Origin of the sequence: Pseudoalteromonas sp. SWXJZ10B (assembly GCF_015864475.1) — a bacterium.
Classification (GTDB): Bacteria; Pseudomonadota; Gammaproteobacteria; order Enterobacterales; family Alteromonadaceae; genus Pseudoalteromonas; species Pseudoalteromonas arctica.
Window position 1 is genome coordinate 431,457 of record NZ_JADYXD010000001.1, and the last position, 21,187, is coordinate 452,643.

General features: G+C 39.8%; 21 protein-coding genes. 10 read left to right on the forward strand and 11 right to left on the reverse strand.

The genetic code is table 11. The features are described from left to right. Positions 1–49 precede the first annotated feature (49 nt). From I6F54_RS01870 to I6F54_RS01880, 3 genes are read left to right on the forward strand one after another with little or no spacing between them, the layout of a single operon-like run. A complete protein-coding gene (locus I6F54_RS01870; RefSeq protein ID WP_197139452.1) occupies positions 50–1,297 on the forward strand; it encodes an exonuclease SbcCD subunit D C-terminal domain-containing protein in 1,248 nt (415 codons plus the stop codon). Next, on the forward strand, positions 1,294–4,944 hold the full coding sequence (locus tag I6F54_RS01875) for an AAA family ATPase (protein WP_197139453.1): 3,651 nt from the start codon (positions 1,294–1,296) through the stop codon (positions 4,942–4,944). The genes I6F54_RS01870 and I6F54_RS01875 overlap by 4 nt, the downstream gene beginning before the upstream one ends. A gap of 18 nt (positions 4,945–4,962) precedes the next feature. Then, positions 4,963–5,619, forward strand: coding sequence for a class I SAM-dependent methyltransferase (locus I6F54_RS01880; RefSeq protein ID WP_166421457.1), 657 nt, complete (start codon positions 4,963–4,965; stop codon positions 5,617–5,619). 9 nt (positions 5,620–5,628) lie between these two features. Here I6F54_RS01880 and I6F54_RS01885 read toward each other — a convergent pair whose 3' ends face one another. Further along, positions 5,629–5,799 (reverse strand): hypothetical protein, encoded by a 171-nt coding sequence (locus I6F54_RS01885; RefSeq protein ID WP_165727911.1) that lies wholly within the window; start codon positions 5,797–5,799, stop codon positions 5,629–5,631. Between the two features lie 99 nt (positions 5,800–5,898). Next, positions 5,899–6,504 (reverse strand): short chain dehydrogenase, encoded by a 606-nt coding sequence (locus tag I6F54_RS01890; RefSeq protein ID WP_165727910.1) that lies wholly within the window; start codon positions 6,502–6,504, stop codon positions 5,899–5,901. Positions 6,505–6,655: 151 nt separating this feature from the next. Between I6F54_RS01890 and I6F54_RS20230 the strand changes: the two genes are divergently transcribed. Both I6F54_RS20230 and I6F54_RS20235 read left to right on the forward strand, forming a co-directional pair. Next, entirely contained in the window at positions 6,656–7,186 is a 531-nt protein-coding gene (locus tag I6F54_RS20230; protein ID WP_231616972.1) for a LysR family transcriptional regulator, read from the forward strand. After that, positions 7,138–7,524 (forward strand): LysR substrate-binding domain-containing protein, encoded by a 387-nt coding sequence (locus tag I6F54_RS20235; protein ID WP_231616973.1) that lies wholly within the window; start codon positions 7,138–7,140, stop codon positions 7,522–7,524. The genes I6F54_RS20230 and I6F54_RS20235 overlap by 49 nt, the downstream gene beginning before the upstream one ends. Before the next feature lie 146 nt (positions 7,525–7,670). Here the strand turns inward: I6F54_RS20235 and I6F54_RS01900 are convergent, their stop codons facing one another. The 4 genes from I6F54_RS01900 to I6F54_RS01915 all read right to left on the reverse strand — a co-directional run bounded on the left by I6F54_RS01900 (position 7,671) and on the right by I6F54_RS01915 (position 10,108). Further along, the gene (locus I6F54_RS01900) at positions 7,671–8,063 is read right to left on the reverse strand and encodes an ACT domain-containing protein (protein WP_165741054.1); all 393 of its coding nucleotides are present in this window, start codon (positions 8,061–8,063) and stop codon (positions 7,671–7,673) included. A gap of 371 nt (positions 8,064–8,434) precedes the next feature. Then, positions 8,435–8,992, reverse strand: coding sequence for a sugar O-acetyltransferase (locus I6F54_RS01905; RefSeq protein ID WP_166421459.1), 558 nt, complete (start codon positions 8,990–8,992; stop codon positions 8,435–8,437). A gap of 98 nt (positions 8,993–9,090) precedes the next feature. Next, positions 9,091–9,651, reverse strand: coding sequence for a DUF6942 family protein (locus tag I6F54_RS01910; RefSeq protein ID WP_166421460.1), 561 nt, complete (start codon positions 9,649–9,651; stop codon positions 9,091–9,093). Position 9,652: 1 nt separating this feature from the next. Then, complete coding sequence (locus I6F54_RS01915) at positions 9,653–10,108, reverse strand: YaiI/YqxD family protein (protein ID WP_007376692.1); 456 nt, start codon at positions 10,106–10,108, stop codon at positions 9,653–9,655. Between the two features lie 97 nt (positions 10,109–10,205). Here I6F54_RS01915 and I6F54_RS01920 point away from each other — a divergent pair, with 97 nt between their 5' ends. Then, complete coding sequence (locus I6F54_RS01920) at positions 10,206–10,736, forward strand: lipocalin family protein (RefSeq protein WP_197139454.1); 531 nt, start codon at positions 10,206–10,208, stop codon at positions 10,734–10,736. Between the two features lie 535 nt (positions 10,737–11,271). On the opposite strand, the gene I6F54_RS01925 is transcribed toward I6F54_RS01920, so the two are convergent. The 3 genes from I6F54_RS01925 to I6F54_RS01935 are packed head-to-tail and all read right to left on the reverse strand — an operon-like array spanning position 11,272 to position 13,543. Continuing rightward, positions 11,272–11,607, reverse strand: a complete 336-nt coding sequence (locus I6F54_RS01925; RefSeq protein ID WP_197139455.1) for a DUF3325 domain-containing protein — start codon at positions 11,605–11,607, stop codon at positions 11,272–11,274. Then, entirely contained in the window at positions 11,604–13,205 is a 1,602-nt protein-coding gene (locus I6F54_RS01930; RefSeq protein WP_197139456.1) for a PepSY-associated TM helix domain-containing protein, read from the reverse strand. Before I6F54_RS01930 ends, I6F54_RS01925 begins: the two co-directional genes overlap by 4 nt. Next, entirely contained in the window at positions 13,202–13,543 is a 342-nt protein-coding gene (locus I6F54_RS01935; RefSeq protein ID WP_007583591.1) for a hypothetical protein, read from the reverse strand. The genes I6F54_RS01930 and I6F54_RS01935 overlap by 4 nt, the downstream gene beginning before the upstream one ends. Positions 13,544–13,886: 343 nt before the next feature. On the opposite strand from I6F54_RS01935, the gene I6F54_RS01940 reads away from it, so the two are divergent. The 3 genes from I6F54_RS01940 to I6F54_RS01950 all read left to right on the forward strand — a co-directional run bounded on the left by I6F54_RS01940 (position 13,887) and on the right by I6F54_RS01950 (position 16,129). Beyond that, positions 13,887–14,243, forward strand: coding sequence for a VOC family protein (locus I6F54_RS01940; protein WP_007583589.1), 357 nt, complete (start codon positions 13,887–13,889; stop codon positions 14,241–14,243). A gap of 150 nt (positions 14,244–14,393) precedes the next feature. Beyond that, positions 14,394–14,975 carry a uracil-DNA glycosylase family protein gene (locus tag I6F54_RS01945; RefSeq protein WP_197139457.1) on the forward strand — a complete coding sequence of 194 codons (582 nt, stop codon included), beginning with the start codon at positions 14,394–14,396 and terminating at the stop codon, positions 14,973–14,975. Positions 14,976–15,232: 257 nt separating this feature from the next. After that, positions 15,233–16,129 carry a bile acid:sodium symporter family protein gene (locus I6F54_RS01950; RefSeq protein WP_197139458.1) on the forward strand — a complete coding sequence of 299 codons (897 nt, stop codon included), beginning with the start codon at positions 15,233–15,235 and terminating at the stop codon, positions 16,127–16,129. A gap of 318 nt (positions 16,130–16,447) precedes the next feature. Here the strand turns inward: I6F54_RS01950 and I6F54_RS01955 are convergent, their stop codons facing one another. Together I6F54_RS01955 and dgt are read right to left on the reverse strand one after the other, a co-directional pair. After that, positions 16,448–18,115, reverse strand: a complete 1,668-nt coding sequence (locus tag I6F54_RS01955) for a cell surface protein (RefSeq protein WP_197139459.1) — start codon at positions 18,113–18,115, stop codon at positions 16,448–16,450. A gap of 72 nt (positions 18,116–18,187) precedes the next feature. Beyond that, complete coding sequence (dgt, locus tag I6F54_RS01960) at positions 18,188–19,654, reverse strand: dGTPase (RefSeq protein ID WP_007583580.1); 1,467 nt, start codon at positions 19,652–19,654, stop codon at positions 18,188–18,190. A 163-nt stretch (positions 19,655–19,817) separates the two neighbouring features. On the opposite strand from dgt, the gene I6F54_RS01965 reads away from it, so the two are divergent. Next, positions 19,818–21,038 carry an alkaline phosphatase family protein gene (locus I6F54_RS01965; protein ID WP_165728810.1) on the forward strand — a complete coding sequence of 407 codons (1,221 nt, stop codon included), beginning with the start codon at positions 19,818–19,820 and terminating at the stop codon, positions 21,036–21,038. The last annotated feature ends 149 nt before the right edge of the window (positions 21,039–21,187 follow it).

The window sequence follows — 21,187 nt, forward strand, 5'->3', positions numbered from 1 at the left end:
AACTGCCTTGGGTATATTGGCGCTCTTACGGTTTTATTAAGAGCGCGACATGAAAGTCCTCCACACCTCAGATTGGCACCTTGGCCAACAATTTTACGAACACGATCGCCGTGTTGAACATCAAGCTTTTTTTACCTGGCTATTAGCCACTCTTGTTGATCAACAAATAGACTTACTTTTAGTTGCTGGCGACATTTATCATACAGCGACTCCAAGTGCTAGCGCCGAAAATCAGCTTTATCAATTTATTAAAGATGCCAAAAAAGCATGCCCACTATTACATGTAGTGATTATTGCGGGTAACCACGACTCTGCAAATCGTATTTTGGCAGCTCAGCCATTACTAGCCCAGTTTGATACTCACGTAATAGGGCGCTTTGATGCCGTAATACCCGATGAAACTGTTATTACCATAAATACTAATGGTAAACGCGCTGTAATCGTCGCTATGCCATTTTTACGCGCAAGCGATGTAAGTTCACTTAGCCAAACTGAAAACGGCTCTAGCTATGCACAAGGCGTTGCAAAAGCTTACGAACTTGCACTAGAGCAAGCTGTTAATATAAATGAGCAAAACTCACCATTAATAGTTATGGGGCACTTACACGCTAAAGGCGGAGATATATCAAGTGATTCTGAGCGTAACTTAGTAATAGGCGGTGAAGATTCTATTTCAGCTAATGTATTTGGTAAACAAGCCAACTATGTTGCTCTTGGGCATTTACACAAAGCGCAACAAGTTGCTAAAAGCGATGTTATTCGCTACAGCGGCACACCCATTCCAATGTCGTTTTCAGAGCGTAACTACACGCACCAAGTAAATGTTGTTGAGTTTATTACTGATGAAAAACAACATATTAGTACAACTGTAAACCCCCTTTACATTCCGCGCTCTGCCGATGTAATTGTTTTACCAAAAGGGGAGTGCGTTCCATTAAGTGAACTGTGCGAGCAAATAAAAGCACTCGACACATCACAAAATACAATAGCGCCTTATTTACGTGTAAAGCTTAAATCGAGCGATACCGACACCACCTTCAGAGAGCAAATAGAACAAGCACTTGAAGGTAAACATATTAAATTTTGTGGTATTGAACGCGTACGCGAGCAATTAGCTAACAATGACGACAGCACCGTATTTGAAGATTTAAGCGAGGTTGAAATGCTCAACCCACTAAACCTATTAGAACAAGCATTCGCAAACGATAAAGACATGGCAGGGCAAAGCGTACCCGATGAGCTAAAAGCACTTTTAAGTGACGTGATAAACGAGCTAACGGAGCAAGAACAACTATGAAAATAACCGCAGTTCGTATTCATAACTTGGCCTCAATTGTTGACGCTGAAATAGACTTTACTAAAGCCCCATTAAAAGACGCGGGTTTATTTGCCATTACAGGCGATACCGGCGCAGGTAAAAGTACCTTTTTAGATGCGATATGTTTAGCGCTTTATACAAAAACAGCACGGCTACGTGGCGATAAAGGTAATTTAATAGAGTTTAACGGCGACAGCATTAAGCTAAATGATGCGCGAAACTTACTGCGTAGAGGTACCTGGGAAGGCTACGCTGAGGTCGACTTTTTAGGGCAAGATAAACAGCTTTATCGTGCACGCTATACAATTTCACGCACCCATAAAAAAGTAACAGGCAAACTTAAAGTAGCAGAGCACACATTAGTAACCCTGCCAGACGAAACCCTAATAGCTGACAAAAGCCACACAATAAAAGAAGTAGAAAGCAAAATAGGGCTTAACTTTGAGCAATTCTCCCGTGCGGTTTTATTAGCGCAACACGAGTTTGCTGCCTTTTTAAAAGCTACGGGCGATGAGCGAGCGCAACTTTTGGAGTGCTTAACAGGCACCGACAAGTTTAGCCGTATTGGCGTGCGTATTTTTGAACGCCATAAAGAGCAAGTAGCAAAGCTTGAAGCGCTTAAAGCAGGCCTTGAAAGCTATACCTTATTAACAAGCGAAGAGCTTGAGTTACAACAAACCAAGTTAGCCGATTTAAAAACGCAAACCGAACACACTAAAAAAGAGCTGACCAAAACAGAAAAAGCACTTAGCTGGTATCAGCAAGCTACAGTGCTTGAGCAAAACTTACTGCAAGCACAGCAAACGCAGCAACAAGCAAGTTCAGCGCTTGAAAGTATCGTTGAGCAAAGCGAGCAGGCAAAACAAGCTAAACAAGCGCTTGAAATAAAAGATAACCGCAGCCGTTTTAGTTTGTTAACAGATCAAAACACGGTGCAAAATGAGCAAATTACAACGCTTAAAAGTGTTGATCATTTAGCGGTAATTAATGAGTGTAGTACTGCGCTGACCAAACATACCGAGCAGCTTAATAACGCCAATGAGCAAAAACAAAATGCAGCGCCCGTTATCGCTAAAGCGCGCGAGCTCGACAGCAACATTGCTTTGCAAAGCCAAAGTATAAAAGGTACTGAGTCACAAATAGCTAAAGAGAAAACGCAACTTGATGAACTCAATCAGCAGTTAAAGCAAAGCAGTAACGAGTTAGAACTCGCTAATACCGACTCTACAAAAAGCCAGCAATGGCTTAATGAGCATGAGCAGCTGCATGTTTTAGCAAAAGATTGGAGCTATTATAAGCAAAGCTTTACTACTTACTTAAGTGCACAGCAGCAATTAGCCGCAAACGTTACGCAAAGCCAAACTCTTAATAGCGAGCTTGCAGGTCAGAACGATCTTTTAAATGCGCAAAATAATAAAGTGCAGCAATGCGAGGTGGCACTTAGTGGCGAGCAATCAACTTTACAGGCATTAAATACTCAGCTTAATGAATTTAATGCAGAGCACTGCGACGCGCAGCTAAAAAGTATTGATTACTTAAAAGAGCAGCGAGAGCGCTACGGGCAATTTAACGCAGAACTAAAACAAAGCACTCACCGCCAACAAGTACTTAATCAGCAGTTAAATGAAAGCCAGCAAGCCCATGCTTTACTTAATCAGCATTTAATAACCAGCGAGCAAGCGCTTAAAGGTAGCGAGTACGCACTTAACCAAGCGCGCTTAAGAGCCAGCGAAAACGTAGAACATTTACGCACAGAGCTTCGCTCTAATGAGCCTTGCATGGTATGCGGCGCTACTGAGCACCCGTATGCGGTAAATCAAAATCAGCAATTAAATAACTTAATTACTGATTTTGAAAATGCTTTTAATATAGCTAAAAAGCAATTTGACCATGCACAAAGCGAGCTGCATAAGCACCAAACTCAATATGCCGTATTAACTGCTGAACACGGACAACTTGAGCAAATAATACAAACAGCAAAAGCCAAACAGCTCGACATTAAAAATACCATGCAAGGCGCACGTACCGAGCTTAACGACTTAACGCCTGATCAGCTTGAGGTCACTTATAAGCAGTTAACGGAGCAAAAAGCGCAATACTTTGAGCAGCAAAAACGCCAACGTACACTGCAAACTAAAGTAAATGAGCTACAAGCAGCACTTAAAGCAGAGCAGCAAGCACAGCAGCAGCTTAGTAATAAACACCTTGAGCTTACACATAAGCAAAACCAGTTAACGAGTAAGCATAGCGAGCTAAGTGCGCAAATTAACGAGCTTGGTACAACGCTTAATAATCAATTTGAAAACAGTGATTTTTGGCAGCAACTACAAGCCAATACGCTTGAGCTTACCCAATTGCATGAGCAAGTTACGCAGTATCAGCAAACTCAAACGCAGCTTGATCAAAGCCAAAAACGTCAAGGCACTGCTAATGAGCAAATAAAGCAGCTCACACCGCTTATAAGTAACAACGAGCAATCGTTAAAAGTACTTAATGAAGAGTTTGTAAAAGCTAAAGAGCTATTAGACGCTGTACAAAGTGAGCGCTCAGCTTTATTTAATAATGAGCAAATAAGTGCAGACGACTACCAAGCAAAACTTACAAGTGCGCAAGAGCAACTGCAATTGCTGGTTCAAGCCAGTCAAAAAGCATATGACGACGCTATAAAACAACGAGATGAGCACGCCATAACGCTTAAAAATGTTGAGCAACGCTTGCTTGAAAACAGCCAAGAGCTAGCAACGCTTGAGGCACGTTATAACCAGTGGTTTACTGACTTTAAAGCGCAATATAGCAATGCGACGCACGAACAGGTCAAAATTTTACTAACACTTAGTAGCGATGTTATTAAAGCGCATTTAAATCAGCACGAGCAGTTAACTCAAGCGCTAACCGATGCAAATGCCGCATTAAAACAGCAGCAACTTACGCTTGAAAAACACAACAGTAGCGATAAACCAACGCAAAGCGCGGAGGCTTTAAGTACGCAACTAAGCAGCTTAAACGAGCAACAAGCACAGCTGCAAAGTTCATTACTGGCAACCAATACTGCCATTGAGCAACATAACCAAAACGCAAAGGCGCTTGAAGGCAAACAAGCTGAACTTACAACGCTTAAAACGCAGGTTGAGCAGTGGCACTTACTTAATAAGGTAATTGGAGATAAAGAAGGTAAAAAAATGCGTAACTTAGCGCAAACACAAACGCTAAGAATATTACTGCACTACGCTAACAGCCATTTAAAAACACTCAACAAGCGCTACGAATTAACGGCAATAGCACAAACGCTCGACATTGCGATTATTGACCGCGACATGGCCGACGAGCAACGCTCTGTTAATACGCTCTCGGGCGGTGAGTCATTTTTAGTATCACTAGCGCTTGCACTTGGCTTAGCATCGCTTTCGTCAAACAAAGTGCAAATCAATTCTTTGTTTATTGACGAAGGGTTTGGTACGTTAGATAGCGAAACCCTCAGCATTGCAATGGACGCTCTTGATTCATTACAAGCACAAGGTAGAAAAGTAGGCGTTATATCGCACGTAACACAAATGAGCGAGCGCGTAGCCACTCAAGTGCATGTAGCCAAAAAGCCAGGTGGATATTCCACAGTTGAAGTTATATAGCTATTAGGGAGTTTAAAAATGCCAACATTTACAGGCGAACAAGCAACACAATACGATAGCCGCATTACTCGTTTAGTCCCAGGTTATGAGTTATTACACCAACTAACTAGCGCACAGCTACAAGCAACGCTAAGCGACAATGCACATGTTTTAGTAGTAGGGGCAGGCACAGGTAAAGAAGTGCTCGCACTGGCTGCATTAAACCCAACATGGCAATTTACCGCGCAAGATACATCAGCCGATATGCTAGCAATTGCAAAGCAGCAATTTGACGAGCAGGGCATAACTAGTCGCGTAACGATTCACAATGGTCCTGTTGATAAATTATCAGTTAAAGCTGATGCCATTTTATGTTTATTAGTCATGCATTTTGTACAAGACAATGGCGATAAAAAGCAGCTATTAAAAACAATGAAGGGCAATCTTAAAAAAGATGCACTCCTTTATATTGCTGATTTAATGCGCCCCGAAACGACGTTTGAGCGCGAAGCTCAACTTACCACGTGTGCGCAATTAGGTTTAACCGAAACCGGTAAAACACAAATGGGACACGATTTAGAAAATGAGTTTTACCCACTCGATAGAATGCGCTTTAGCGAGCTGCTAAATGAGTGCAAATTTGGTATTCCAAAGCTGTATTTTAAAGCGCTAGGTTTTAGTGGGTATGTAGTTTAATTTATCGATCTATTTAGAAGAATGTGGCTTACACCACTGAACTGTGTGCTTATGGCGCGGTATTGTTTTACATTCTTTATTAGAGTCGGCACCTGGCTCGCTAGCATATTGCGAGCTTGGCGCTACATTGGCACAACCTGCAGCCAATAATATAGCAAATACGGGTATTAATTTTTTCATCTCATCACCTATTAAAATATGTTTTAAAGCGCTTTGCAGTTACTGTAAATACAAAGCGCTTATTAGTTTGCTAGCATCTCTCACCAATATGGCGGGTAGTTATGCATCTACAAAAATAACTTCGCCAGTAATAAAGCCATCAACCGAACGCTCAAACGCTTTACCTACAAGCTTGCCTGGCACTGGTTGAAAACCTGGCATCATCTCGCCGTATACGTCCCATGCTTCTTCAAGTACGGTAGGGTTAACCACATTAATACGTGTGCCACGTGGCATTTCAAGTGATACGCATTTTGCAAACGTATCTATTGCGCCGCTAGTTGTTGCATCAGCAATCGCAAACGGAATAGGTTTAACGTTTAAAATACCGCTAATTAGCGTAAATGAACCGCTATCGGCAATGTACTTTTGACCAATGCGTACAAGGTTAATTTGCCCCATCATTTTGCTCATAATAGTGCTCATCCACTGGGCTTCGCTCATATCTGCAAACGTTTCGTACTCACATAAACCTACGGTATTAACTACGGCATCAAAATGGCCTACTTTTTCATACAGCTCAGTAATTGATTGCTCGCTGGTAATATCAACAATATGATCCACATCGCCCGAACGACCCGCTGTAATTACTTTATGCTTAGATAAACCGGTTAATGCCGCTTGACCCATTTTTCCTAGTGCGCCTATTAATATTACTGTTTTCATTGTTTGCTCCAATCATTTGTTCACTTTAGTGTGTAGGAGCATAGTAAGGGAGTATTTTAACAATTAGAAACAACCCTTTTATGTAAGAGATACAAGATAATTTGGTTATGTGATAAGTTAAATATTATTACTAAATAACACTGGCAGCAGCATGAGCAAGTTAGACCGATTAGATATAAAACAATTGCGTATTTTCCAAGCGCTCATTCGCGAGAAGAACGCCTCAAAAGCAGCGAGTAAATTGGGCTTAACCCAACAAGCAGTGAGTGAGCAACTAAAAAAGTTACGCGATGTGTTTGACGACCAGCTGTTTTTGAGAAAAACCACTGGCTTTGTGCCTACACCTTATGCAGAGGAGTTGTCGGTAGACATAGACAAACTCCTAAACGACTTTCAGGCATTATTAGCACCTAAAATATTTGACCCAAAAACAGTTAATGATGAGTTTGTAATAGCCGCTACCGACTACGCACAGCAAGTCGTTTTGCCAGCATTGGTTAAAGTACTCCGGGCACAAGCGCCAAATTTAAAGCTTATAATAAGAGACTTCGAGATAGACAGCCTGCACGATTTAATGGAAAACGGCAAAGTAAACCTTGCTATTGCATTTCCTGACTATATCCCATTATTAAATTGTTTGAAGAGCAACATATTTGTGTTACCTCGCCGAATTCATCAATAGCAGGAACTAAGCCAAGCCTTGCTGAAATCGCCAGTTATCCAAGTATTATTGCCTCGCCTTCGCGTCCAAATTTTAAAGGGTCTATTGACGATTGGTTTAAAAGCTTTGATTTAACGCGTAACGTAGTGGTGTCGGCACCGTGTTTTTCTATTGTGCCGATGTACCTAGAAACAACCGACTCTATCGCATTTTTACCCTCACGCGCAGTAAGCTCAGAGCTAGTAAAAATAGAGCTGCTACAGTTACCCGCGCCGTTTGACGTAATAGCCGCATGGCATCCGCGCTACAATAAAAACCCGCTTCATAAATGGGTAGTATCAAAGTTGGTGGTTGAGTGATTTGAGAGTTATTATTTGTAATAAAAAATAAAGCGGTTTTAATAAAGCTTTTAATACAAGAGCATTATGAAACGTAGGTCGGTTAAGTGAAGCGCCACCCGACGCTCCAATATTCATATCAATCAGATTGTTGCTTCACCAGCAACCTAACCAATCTCTCCAAGTGCTTTCATTGCAGCTTGTGCTTTATCTGTTTGTACAAAAATATGGTCGTGATAAAACGCAGCTACCACATTAGCGCTAATGCCATGCTCAGTGAGCTTTGCAGATACCGCAGCGGTTAACCCTACGGCCTCTAAGCTTGAATGTACGTTAAGAGTAATTAAATTATATTTACTCTCAAAGGTAATACCTGCTTTATCGGCGGTTTCAGCTTTTAAAATAAGGGTTAGCCCTTCCTCTTCAACGTAAGTGGCAAGTGGGTCTAAATGAACATAATCAGCAAGCTTTCCTGCCAAACAACAAAAAATATACTCGCCTTGCTTAAGCTCTGGCTGCATTGATTTTAATAATTGGTTTAACTCTAAAATTCCGGCCATGGTCGCTCTTATTAACCTAATTCAATTCAAATAAGTAAGTCTATTTTCAAACTGTTTTTTAATTAAATTACTATCTCGTTTAACTATTATTTTTTCGACAATATCCCAAACACCGATCAAATTTTAAGGCTCTATTGGCGATTGGTTTAAGCTTATACCATTCCAATAAATAGCAGATCTATTTTACTTGCTAAAACAACCCATTTCTTTGTTGTCAATTTCGCAAAGGGAACAACCATTTACATCAATTTACGCCTAGAACTGAATTGTTTTTTCGGCGTAAAATTTAGATCACATACTTAATGGAATTGGTATTAAATACTATAAAAGGAGTAAGTTTAAAGAGTCGCTTAGTTTTTAAGTTGAGCAAATTAACTTTCAATCATTTTTATTATTTTTGCAGGATTCCCACCTATAACAACGTTATCGCCAAACGATTTTGTAACAACAGCACCCGATGCAACAACTACATTATTACCTAAAGTAACGCCTGGATTTATGACTGCATGACCACCAATCCAACAATCATTTCCTATTGTTATTGTTTTTGCATATTCGAGCCCACTTCTTCTATCAATTGGGTTTATAGGGTGTGTAGCGGTATAAATTCCAACCTGTGGTGCAATAAAGCAATTGTTACCAATATTAACTTCCGCAGCGTCTAAAATAACGCAGCCAAAATTAGCATAAAAATTTTCACCTACATGAATATTTGACCCATAATCACAATTAAATGATGACTCTACATGAACTTGTTTTCCTGTTGAGCCAAATAACGCATGTATAATTTGAGCTCTTTCACCCAAATTAATAACGCTTGTTTGATTTAGCGCCTCCGTTTTTAAGCTAGCTTTTAATCGTAATTCAATAAGCTCAGGGTCACTTGGGTCATAATACTGACCAGATAGCATTTTTTCTTTTTCTGTCATAATTTAAAATCCAAATAATATATTTTATATAAGTGGCAGATTCAGCTTTTAAGCTAAGCACCACTACCTTTGTTTAATACGTGTGCATTTAGGTACTTTTAACTATTTTTTAGTTTTGCAACTAGCTCGCTAAGCCTAGCTATTTTTATATTACTTAGCTGCCTGTAATCAAAATACGGGCATACTATAATGTTGTTGGCTGTATCTATTGCAAATTCGTCGTCGAGCCACTCAAATTGAGCATTAAGCTTACCTTGTTGGAGTAAGCTTTTAGCGTGCGTACGACCTGCGATTATATGTAGTTGGTTTTTATTATTCGAAGCTTTATCTGTACAAGTAACAGTAATATTAGGCGCGCTAAATAACAGGGCCGTTTTACTATTCTTTTGCAGTAAAAACTCATCGCGATATTGCTGCCAAGTAGACGCTTGTTTAGCAAATGAGTAATGCTCACTTGGTAGAGCAAACAATACTTTGGCGTACACGTTAAACACTTTGCGCCAACCATTACCACAGTGCTGGTTTATGGTATTTATTTGCTCATTTATAACCGGTTCAAGGCATTGAAGTGTTTCAAAAAACGGCATTGGTGGCGCTTTTGCTACGTACACTGCCACGCTAAATTGCGTATCGCCTAAGCCAACTAATTGTGTGTTCAAGTTAGTTAGCCTTGTTTTGCGCTAAAATACGATCGAGATTATTAGCAAAATTTTGACGGTCGGTTTGACTAAGTGGAGGCGGCCCACCACTCATTTCTACACCACTTGAGCGCATGGTATCCATAAAGTCGCGTACGTTAAGTATTGAGCGAATATTCTCCGTGGTGTAAAGCTCGCCACGCGGGTTGAGCGCCTGCCCACCGTTATCAATTACTTCACTCGCCAGCGGTATATCGCCAGTAATCACTAAATCGCCTTTTTCAATACGTTTCACTATTTCATCATCGGCTACATCAAAGCCTGACGATACTTGAACGCGACTTATGTATTTTGACGGCGGAATACGCATTGCGTGATTAGCCACTAAAATAGTCTCGATTTTCATACGCTCTGCCGCTCTAAAAAGTATTTCTTTTATAACGACAGGACACGCGTCTGCATCTACCCAAATTTTCATGCTATGGTCATTCTTATTGCTTTAGAATTAAGACGATCCTATAGCAAATTTTATTCTTGTGAAATAGTATAAATTACATAATCGAAAAGGAGCTTACATGAAGGCCATAAAATACGGTTTACTTATTACAGGGCTATTTTTTCTTAGTGCCTGTACCAGCCCTCCTGAGGGAATAATACCCGTTAAAAACTTCGACATACAAAAATATAAAGGAAAGTGGTTTGAAATAGCGCGGCTCAATCACTCATTTGAAGAAGGTATGGAGCAAGTTACCGCTACGTATTCTATTAACGACGACGGCACAGTAAAGGTCCTTAACAAAGGTTATTTAACGGATGATAAAAAGTGGGATGAAGCTGAGGGCTTAGCTAAGTTTGTTGAAAACACCGACACAGGGCATTTTAAAGTCTCGTTTTTTGGTCCATTTTACGGCGCTTACGTTATTTTTGAGCTTGACCAACCCGATTACCAATATGCTTTTATAACCAGTTACAACAAAGATTACTTGTGGTTTTTGTCGCGTACACCAACAGTTAGCAAAGAGCTTAAAGAGCACTTTTTAACTAAAGCGAAAGAGTTAGGCTTTGCTACCGATCAAATTATTTGGGTAAATCAAGAGAGCATGTAAAGGGGGTTTACAGTTAGCTGTATGCGCTTTTAAAGTGGTAATAAAAACGTCATCTAACTGTAAAGTAACTTAAATATATAAACGCTATATTGCTAGCACTTACAGTGAGACAGTAAGTATTAGGAACACTGAATATCCCCTATTGTTGGCAAGCTATATAGCTTGCCATTTTTTTTGCCTAGGGCGTATTGATCTTTGTGGATTGAAATCTGTTCAATCTAGGGGCGATTAAATCGCGGCGCGAGGTTTGTAACCTAGTGGGCTAAGTAAAAACCGAGCAAAGCTTCCGCGTCCTGCTCACGCCCCTTACCTACATCCATGTAGGCAACAAAGAGTTAATCGTCCCTAGAAAGAACCCAAAGGGCAGCGCATGTTTGGTATTTATGCTGCGTTATCGCCTATTTATGGGGAATAACCACACTACATAGGCTCTGCCTTGCCTAAATACCAAACAGTCTGCTGCAAATTCACCCACCAAAGATCAACACGCCCTAATCTATGGGAAAGTAACGGATCACGTTTTTACTAACTAAAGCTAGTTTAACGCTAAAAATAACCCACTTAGTACAACTAACACGCTATTTAAAACACTAAACCACTTTACGTAGCCTACTAAAAAGTTATAAAAAACCATTATAATTAAGACACTTAGGCTCATAAACCCACAAAATAGTAACGCGCCATAACCACTTTGAGTTGTTACGCAAAGTACTAAGCTTAGTAAAATACTGATCCAAGCAATAAATAGCAGGCTTTTACTTTGTAATTCTGTAGGGCGTTTTTTAAATACATCTTTAAAATGATTAAACTTAGCCAGTGCAAAACCATTAAAACCAAACAAACACAGACTAAAACCAAGTAAATCAATCATGATTTTTGCCTTTTAAGATTATTAGATTGGTTAGGGCTAATTATTTTTGAGGTGTTTTTAGCAGTACGTAATTTTTCGGTTTGTATAAAAAACAATATACTAAACAATAAAAACAGTGCATCAAAAGTAAATAAAGCCCACTGTTTGTGCATCAAATAGCTAACTATATTACCGTTGGTTGTAAGGGCATTAATAACCGGTACACTTAAACATGCAACAGCATTTATAGCTGCCATAACTCGCCATTGCAGTGTGTCGCGCTTTATAAGTGCTAAAAGAGCAACCGCTAGCCATGTTAAAAAGAACGCGAGTATTTCTTTATCGGCGCGCTCTGCGGTAGTTGGGCTAAGTAGTCTGTTAGCGATAAAAAATGCACACGTTGCCAGTGGAAGTCCCATAATAGTGGCTAGGTTTAACCCTTCAACTAGTTTTAAACTAAACGAAGGTTTAACGTTATTTTTAGTTCGCTCGCGAATTCGCTTAGCCCACATAATACAGCCAGAGCCAATCATTACACAGCCTGCAATACCGCCTAATACGTATAACCAGCGCAACAACCACGTAGCTAAACGCCCCGTATGCATTGAATTAAGTGATTCGTAAAGCGCTTTGCTACTAGTTAGCTCGTCATCAGTTTTAGCAACCATTTGCCCTATAGCACCACTAAATATTAAGCGTGGTGCTTGGTCACGTAGTGTTTTACCTGCGCTTACTAATACGATAATTGTTGAAGCTGCCATATTTGGTTGGTTAACTTGTACGCGAGTAATATCTGCATGAGGCCACTTAGTATAAACCTGATCCAAAATGCTTTGAATCGGCACCATTGACGATTCGCCTTGGGCTTTATCGGTCATGGTGTTGCGAGGGGTTACATCGTTAAAAAAGCCACGCATGCCGTTATCGTAAGACGTTTGAGCAGGATAGGGAAACAACATAAATATGAGGGTAATCATGCCCGTGTAAGTAATCATTAAATGAAAAGGCAGGGCAAGCACAGAGCTTAAATTGTGTGCATCTAACCACGTACGGCTACCTTTATTACGCCTAAAACTAAACATATCTTTAAAAATACGCTTGTGAATAACCACACCCGATATAATGGCAATTAGCATAAAAAAGCTAGCAAAGCACACAATCCAGCGTGCGGTTATTGCATCCATGTAATGTAAATCATAATGTAGCCGATAAAAAAAGTTACCACCTTTAGTATCTACAAAGGGCTCAAGCTCTTTCATGGTATTAGGGTTTAACTGTGTGTTTTTAAACTGGCTGCGGCGCTGGCCTGGCTCTTTTGGCTTTGCATAACCATAAATTAAATAAGGAATACGCGGCTCAGGCAATGTAATACGCCAGCTTGATGAGTTAGCTCCATGGTTAGCTAAGTAATCAAACCCTGTAATTATTTGTTGTTTTTGCGCTTCTATACGCTGTGTTTGGGCTTGTACATTATGTATGGCAGGTTGATTCCACAGCGTTATTTCGTCTCTAAAAAAGCTAAGTGTTCCTGCAAAAAATATTAAATATAATAACCAACAAACGAGTAACCCTACCCAAGTGTGTAACCAAGTCATCGATCTAAAAAAGCTGTCTTTCATACCCAACCCTTTAGTAATACAAGCAATCCGATAAACGCACCTGTACTTAGTAAAATACTGATCCAAACTTTTCTTAATGATTTAACGCTAAAGGCATAAATAAATACGACGGCATAAATTAAAATGCTGATTGAAACACTAAACAGTACAGCGTCTTGCTTAGCTATTGGTAATACAAAGCTTAATAACGCAGTACTTGCAGAGGTAAAGGCATAGCCACCAATTATGGCAATAAAAAAACGTAAAAATACCAAAACTCGATAACTGCTTACGCTTTTTACTATAAGCGCAATTACGTTCACCTTATCGAATGGCGCACTGTGCAAAGGTGCCTGCATAGTTAATTAATCCCTTTATTTAAAGCTGAGGATAAAACAAAGGCGCTATTATATATGTTACAAATACAAAAGATAGCTATTCTCATTTACGGCGACTAACTTTTAGTAAATTATCCTTCTTACTTAACCTGAACCTTGGTTAACAGGTTTTATACGTATTGAATTATGGTGATATTTAAATTTATTTTCTCTAGCGCTGAAAATAGCTGCTCGAGATAGATTTATTATCCAGAGTTCAGATTACTTAGTAAAATACTGATCTGTTATTGTTTAATGATATTGCACAGGCTGCATGTAAAGCTTAAGGTTAATAAACTGAGTAAAAATAAAGAGTGAAATAACGATGAGCGATCACGAAAAACTAAATTACGTAGAGTTTCCTGCATGCGACTTACCCGCAACTAAGGCCTTTTTTAGTCATGTATTTAATTGGCAGTTTACTGACTACGGCCCAGAATACACGGCGTTTAGTGGGCAGGGGTTAGATGGTGGGATTTTTCAGGCTCCATTAAAATCACTAACTCAGCATGGGGCAGCATTACTTATTTTTTATAGCGACGACATACACGCAACCTTTAAAAAAGTAGAGACATTTGGCGGAGTAATATTAAAACCTATTTTTGAGTTTCCTGGCGGTTGTCGGTTTCACTTTACAGAACCAAGTGGTAACGAATTTGCGGTATGGGCGAAAGAACACTAGGTACTATAAGGGCTGTAGGGCATTTAGGCTTAAAGATCAGGATTTTACTAACTAATCGCCATTTTAGATAAAATAAACCGATTTTTTACCAACTCATTTATCCTAAATGGCCATTTAGGATAAAAATTAAGCATTTAAGGCCAAATAAACATGAATAGTCACCAATTAATAGACCAAGTTAGTAAATGCGTGATCTGTGATCCTCATTTACCTTTAGGGGCTCGACCTGTAATACAATTTAACCCAAACGCACGTATTTTAATCGCAGGCCAAGCACCGGGTATAAAAGTTCACGAAACAGGCGTGCCGTTTAACGATGCAAGCGGAAACCGCCTACGAGAATGGCTTGGGCTAACACGTGATGAATTTTACGACGCTAATAATATAGCAATTTTACCTATGGGCTTTTGCTACCCGGGTAGGGGGAAGTCGGGTGATTTACCACCGAGAAAAGAATGTGCCCCAGCATGGCGCGAGCAATTATTGGCTGCACTACCAAATATTGAGCTGACAATAATATTAGGTAAATACGCGCAGGCGTATCATTTACCGGAGACTAAAAAAATGCCACTTACGGAGTTAGTAAAATCGTGGCGTGAGTATTGGCCAAATTATTTAGTGCTTCCACACCCCAGTCCGCGCAATAATATATGGCTTAAAAAGAATCCATGGTTTGAGCAAGATGTACTTCCAGAACTGGGTAAACGCATTGCGACTATTTTAAATAAGTAATACTTCTAGCATTAGGATTTATTGTAAAGGGGCGTTATACCAATCCGCAATAATACTTAATCATTTTTCGGGGCTAAATGTGTCGCTACCTGTGTTAAAAAATTCTCATTTAGAACAACTAAATAGCGAATTTTTTGCCTAGCTATCAACACGTTTTTCTATCCTCAAAATAGATCACTTAATTAAGCGAATTGGTATACAGTTAACTTAAAAATTAACACTCCAATTAAAAACAATAACAAACGAGGCTGTCTAATTTGAATGCATCTATATTAACTGAAGTAATACTTCCGCTCGCCCTTGCACTTATTATGTTTGGTATGGGTCTTGGGCTCACAACAAACGATTTTACTCGTCTATTTAAAAGCCCGCTCGCCATTGTTATGGGTTTAATAGGCCAACTTGTAGCAATGCCTTTATTAGCATTAGGGCTGTGTTATTTACTTAACCTACCAACGCCTATAGCTATTGGTTTAATGATATTAGCTGCCTGCCCAGGCGGTACTATGTCAAATGTAGTAAGCCAGCTTGCTAAAGCTAATTTAGCGCTTTCGGTAAGTTTAACCGCTGCCTCTACCGCAATTAGTATAATAACCACACCGTTTATTATTGGCTTTGCTATGAGCCAGTTTGCCCCAGCAGACGATGCTACTTTCTCTATTTTAATTACTTCATTAGGGCTATTTTTTATTACCTTAGTGCCAGTTGCTATAGGCATTTGGTTACGTCACTTTAAAAGTGATTTTGCCATTAAAGCAGAGCCGTTTTTTAGACGCTTCTCGTTGTTTTTTATGCTTATGATGATTGCAGCACTAGTAATAAAAGAGCGCGATTTATTAGTTAGCTCATTTAACGATGTATTTTGGGCGTGCATAGCACTTAATATTGGTTCAATGGTTGTTGGTTGGTTAATTGCTAAGTGTTCAAAATTAAATTTAACTGATTCGCTGACGCTGACGCTGACGCTGACGCTTTCAATTGAGGTTGGAATTCAAAATGCATCGTTAGCTATTTTAATTGCTATTAGCTTTTTGAATAAACCAGAATACGCGGTTACCGGTGGCGTGTATGGACTTGCTATGTTTATAGGGCCACTGCTATTAATTGGCGGGTTAAAGCTTAAAAATAAACGTACCGCTAGGGCTGTTAACTAGGACTTTTAATTAGGGCATGTTGACCAAGTTACTTTAATTTATGGCTGCGGATAACGTAGCCGTAAACTCCAGTCTAAAAATACCACCTGTTAAATGTATGCTCAGCACCCATCGCGTCAACAAATTGTAGGCTCACAAAAGACTCTCAAGCTTGAATATTGCACTAGGCGCTGAGCTTGCTCGCGCACGAAGCGAAGCTTCTAATTACTAAGGCGCATTTTAGGATGGGATAAGAGTGTAAGTAATACGGTGAAAAGCAGTTAATTATTTGGTTACGAAAATAGCGCCTCACAATATGAAGCGTTATTTTAAAACTTACTACTTGGTTTGCATGTTTTTAGCGCGTTCTTCTGCATCTATTAAAGCTTGCGATTTTGGCGCGCGTTTTTTCTCTTCTATTGTGGGCTTTTCAGCCGAGTCAGGATCCCAGCTTGAGTCTAACGATAAGTTAGCAAATGGATTGTTACTGTCCGCTTTTTTAGGCTCAATTACTGGCTCATCAACTAGCAGTGTTGTTTGTGCTTGCTCAGGTATCGCGTCTTCTTTTTTAGGCGTCGGCTTTTCACCAGGTAATGGTGCATCTGGGTTAAATGTACGCACCTCTGGTTCTTTAAAGTCTTGCTCGGTTGTATACGTAGTCGATTGGGCGTCAGATATTTGCTCTGGAGCGTGTAAATCTATAACCGGCTCACTCGCTGTTACTGGCTCGGGAGTACTAATAACCGGCTCTACAGTGTTATGTTCAGCTTCTATTGGCGCAGATTCCGTTACTTGCGCTGTATGGTGCTTACGTTGTTTTTTTACTGGCTTTGCATCTGGGTCAAAGTCGCGTACCTCTGGCTCATTAAAGCTGCTGGCATTTTTAATGCGCTCTAAGGTTGTTTTGGCGGCGGCTTCAAACTCGGCGGTATTAGGTTCAGGTTTTTGTTTTACTTCGTTAAACGTAGCGGTACTTGTTTGCTCTAAAGTATCTGCTGGCTCCATTTGTGCAGACTCAATTTCACTTGTTTGCGATGGAGTAACTACGTTGTTTTGCTCATCTGAGATCTGCGTTGTTGTATGTTCAATATCAGTATTTTGCGCTGTGTTAGTAGGTTCCACTGACTCTTCATTTGTCGCTACGCTGCTCTCAACTGCTTTATTATTTTGAGTTGCTTCGTTAATGACGACAGGCTCAATCTTTGGCTCTTTTGTTGTTTGTGCAGGCTTTGTTGCTTTAATTTCAGGTTTAGCTGACGTAGCAATTTTTTCTGATTTAACTTTAGGTGGAGCCGCTATAGTCGGTTCTGCCATCGCTTTGCTTTGTTTTGCACGGCGCAGGCGCACGACTATCATAGCGCCAATAAGTACCACTATAACAAGTATTAAAGTGGGTAAAAGTAACGAGCTTGGGCTCTGCGCTACAGGTTGCGGCGTAATTACTGGCGCTGGTTTAGTTAACACTGCTGCTGGTTTTACAGGTACAGGCTTTTCAGGCGTAGGTTGAACGTTTTGCTCTGGCGTTGCCGGTTTTACTTGCTCTATCACAGCTTCGTTTTTTTGCTCTGTAACTACTTGCTCGGGTGCTGCTTTTGTTGGCTCTGCATCAATTACTATTTCGTTACTGTTGGTATTTAGCTGATCGTTTATTTGTTGTTTTTGATCATTAGTTAAATTAAGGGTTTGCTCGTTGATGCTTTCTTTAACAGCTTCTTCAGTGGGTTTAATTACAGGGGCAGGTTCAACAATTTTAGGTTGTGGCTGAGTAATAATAGTCGGTTCAGGCTCTATTATTTGGGGCTTAGGTTGTGCTTGAATTTCTTTTGGCTTATTACAGTTATTTTTGTAATCACGCGCAGCTTTACGATATTTTTGACTCGCTTTATTATTACTATTTTGCTGTATTTCTTGTTTAATTAAAATGCACATAGCTTCGTTGTATGCAGCACTTTGCGCACTATAAAATAAGGCAAAGCAAAGGGTAAATCCAATTAGTTTTGATATCATGAAGTTATGCGCGCTTAAATATTAATAGTTTGATTTTAAGCGCAAAATTAAAAATTATCCAGAGTAATACAACTAATCAATAACCATAAGGCTGCGATATTCATCGTAAGCAAATTGGTCGGTCATACCGCTTATATAATCTTGGATTAATCTACAACGATAATAAAACTCGTATGCCGCAAAGTGATCGGGCTCTTCTTGCATCGCATCTATTGCGTGTTGGTAACTATTTAAGTGCTTTTTAGAGAGCTTTTTAACAAGTCGCGACTCTATTAATAAACGTGAATCGCCATTTAGTGCACGCTTAAAGTCATCCTTGTTTAGTAGCAGTAATGGTTTATAGCAATCGAGCAAACCATTAATTATGCGATACCCTTGTAGCTCTAATTTTTCGACTTCTTTGTTTGAAAATACATGCTCAAGCGCTACCTGCTTTAGTGTTTTAGTTACTGCATGTAGATGGCTTCTATCTTCTAAAAGCGCTTGGTTAAAATCGCCATGATAAATAGGTTCTATATTTTCGATAAAGCGTTTTGCGGCGTGATTTACTAGCGGATGTAGCAATGCAACCCGCAAGTATATAAAAAATTCACTATTAAAATTATAGGGTTGTGCTTGTGCACGTTCTAGTGCGTAGTCTACTGCTTTGTCTACAAAATTTTGATGTTGAGCGTCGTCGATTAACAGGTTTATTAATACTTTTTTGTAACTACTTTTAAGTTTTTCGCACAGCAACTCAGTGCTTATTATGTCTTTTTCTACGGCGTCTTCTATGTCGGCTAGGCAATACGAAATGTCGTCGGCGGCTTCCATTATGTAACTTGCAGGATGGCGGCAGTAAGGCTCAATAGTGAGCTCTTTTTGTAGCGCTTCAACAAAGTTTTTTTCGCTGTAGTAGTAACCCACTTTTTTCATTAAGTAGTTTTTATTTTGGGGTATGTCTTTTACATCAAGCCCAGCAGGGCGAGTGTATTTTAAAATACCAGCACTTTGGCTGTAGGTTAAATTAAGCGTTTGCAAAGAATGAATTATACGTATGCCTTGAGCGTTGCCCTCAAAGTTACAAATATCAAGCGCAAGGTGTTTAAAAACAACACCTATACCGGTGTTTGGTTCTTTACAGCGCTCGGGTGTTACGCTTGCTAGGTTGTTATTAAACCAGTGGTTAATAGCCGCTTCGCCAAAATGCCCAAACGGTGGGTTGCCTATGTCGTGCATTAGGCAGGCCATTTCTACTAAGCTTTCTAGCGGGCGTTCTAGGTCGGTTAAGCCGTAATCTTTTTGCTGTTGGTAGCTTAAATTAGCAAAAATACGTTGCACTATAAAACGACCAACCTGTTGTACCTCAAGCGAGTGAGTTAAGCGCGAACGAACAGCTGCGTTACGCTCAAGCGGAAACACTTGTGTTTTTTGCTGCAGCCTGCGAATAGCGGCACTGTTAATAATACGGCCACGGTCGCTTTCTAGCGCCATCTGTAAGTTAGAGGTTGTGCGGTACATTCGTGCTGGCGTTATTTTTTTACTAAAATCTATGGTCATCTTTATACTTGTCCTTTTTTACAATTGATGACTGGCATAGTTTTTAGCACATAGTCATTTGTCTTTAATATACAGGGTTTAATCTATCAGTTTGTATCATAAAGTAACAACTTGCTTTAAAATAATTTTTTGAGTAATTGTTGTGCATTTATAGGTGTTTATAATGAAACAGTGGATTTTAAAGGCAGTATCAATTTGCCTAATGTTAGGAATGAACAGCGCATTTGCTGCAAAAGAGCAAACTGTGGTGCTTGTATCAATTGATGGCCTGCGTTGGGATTATATTGAAAAACACGGCGCGCCAAATTTAAAAGCAATGGCCGAGCGCGGTGTTCGCGCACAAAAGCTAATACCTGTTTATCCAACTAAAACGTTTCCTAACCATATTTCTATTATTACGGGCTTACTGCCAGTAAACCATGGCATTGTTGATAATAGCTTTTGTGATAAAGCGCGTAAAAACGACTGTTACAGCATGGGCAAAGCATTGGGCGATAGCACATGGGTAAAGGGTATTCCGCTTTGGAATTTAGCCAAAATGCAGGGACTTAAATCGGCTACTTATTTTTGGCCTGAGTCAGATGCATTATTTAACGGCATGACACCAGATTACTTTTATCACTATTCTAAATACAGCGATTACCAAAGCCGTGTTGATCAAATTATTCAGTGGTTAAGCTTACCAAAAGCACAGCGCCCACGTTTTATTGCGAGTTACTTTTCGCTAGTTGATAGCATGGGCCATGAATTTGGGCCAGACGCACCACAAACGCGTGATGCAGTTAAACAGCTTGATGAATTAATGGGGCAATTACAAACTCGCTTAAGTAAATTAGAGCAAGAGGTAAACTTAGTTATTGTCTCGGATCATGGTATGGCGAGTATAGATCCAGATAAAAGCATTGATGTAACCACACTGCCTCAAGATGAAAACTTTTTAGTTAAAAATACTGGCCCACGTTTACTTATTTATACCCAACCGGATGCTAAAAACGCTGATATTGAAGGTTACAAAGCACGTTTACGAGATGCGTCAAACGGTCGTTATACAGTATTAACTGACGAGCAATTAGCAGCGTATCATTACAATAAAGGCACTCGCGTAGGCGATATTGTGGTGCAAACTACAGCGCCAGCGGTATTTACCAATGGTAAAAAACCAACCTATTTAGGGACTCACGGTTATGCATATACCGAGGATATGGCAGCATCATTTATTGCTGTAGGCCCTGCATTTAAACAAGGTGTAAGCCTTAAAGAAGTAAATAACCTTGATATTTACCCAGTACTTGCAAAAGTGATGGGACTTAAATTGTTAAACAAAGTAGACGGCAATGGTAAAACATTAATGCCAGCAATTAAGCAAAAAATCGTTGTGCATTAGCTTAATCTAAAAGAGCGCGTAAGCGCTCTGCAGGGAAGAACATGTTAAAACTATAAAGTGGGCTATTTAGCCTAATGCCGATCAGTTAAGAAAATGACCGGTTGACCGATCCAAACGATCATGCAAAATCCGTAGTTAGGAAACTAACT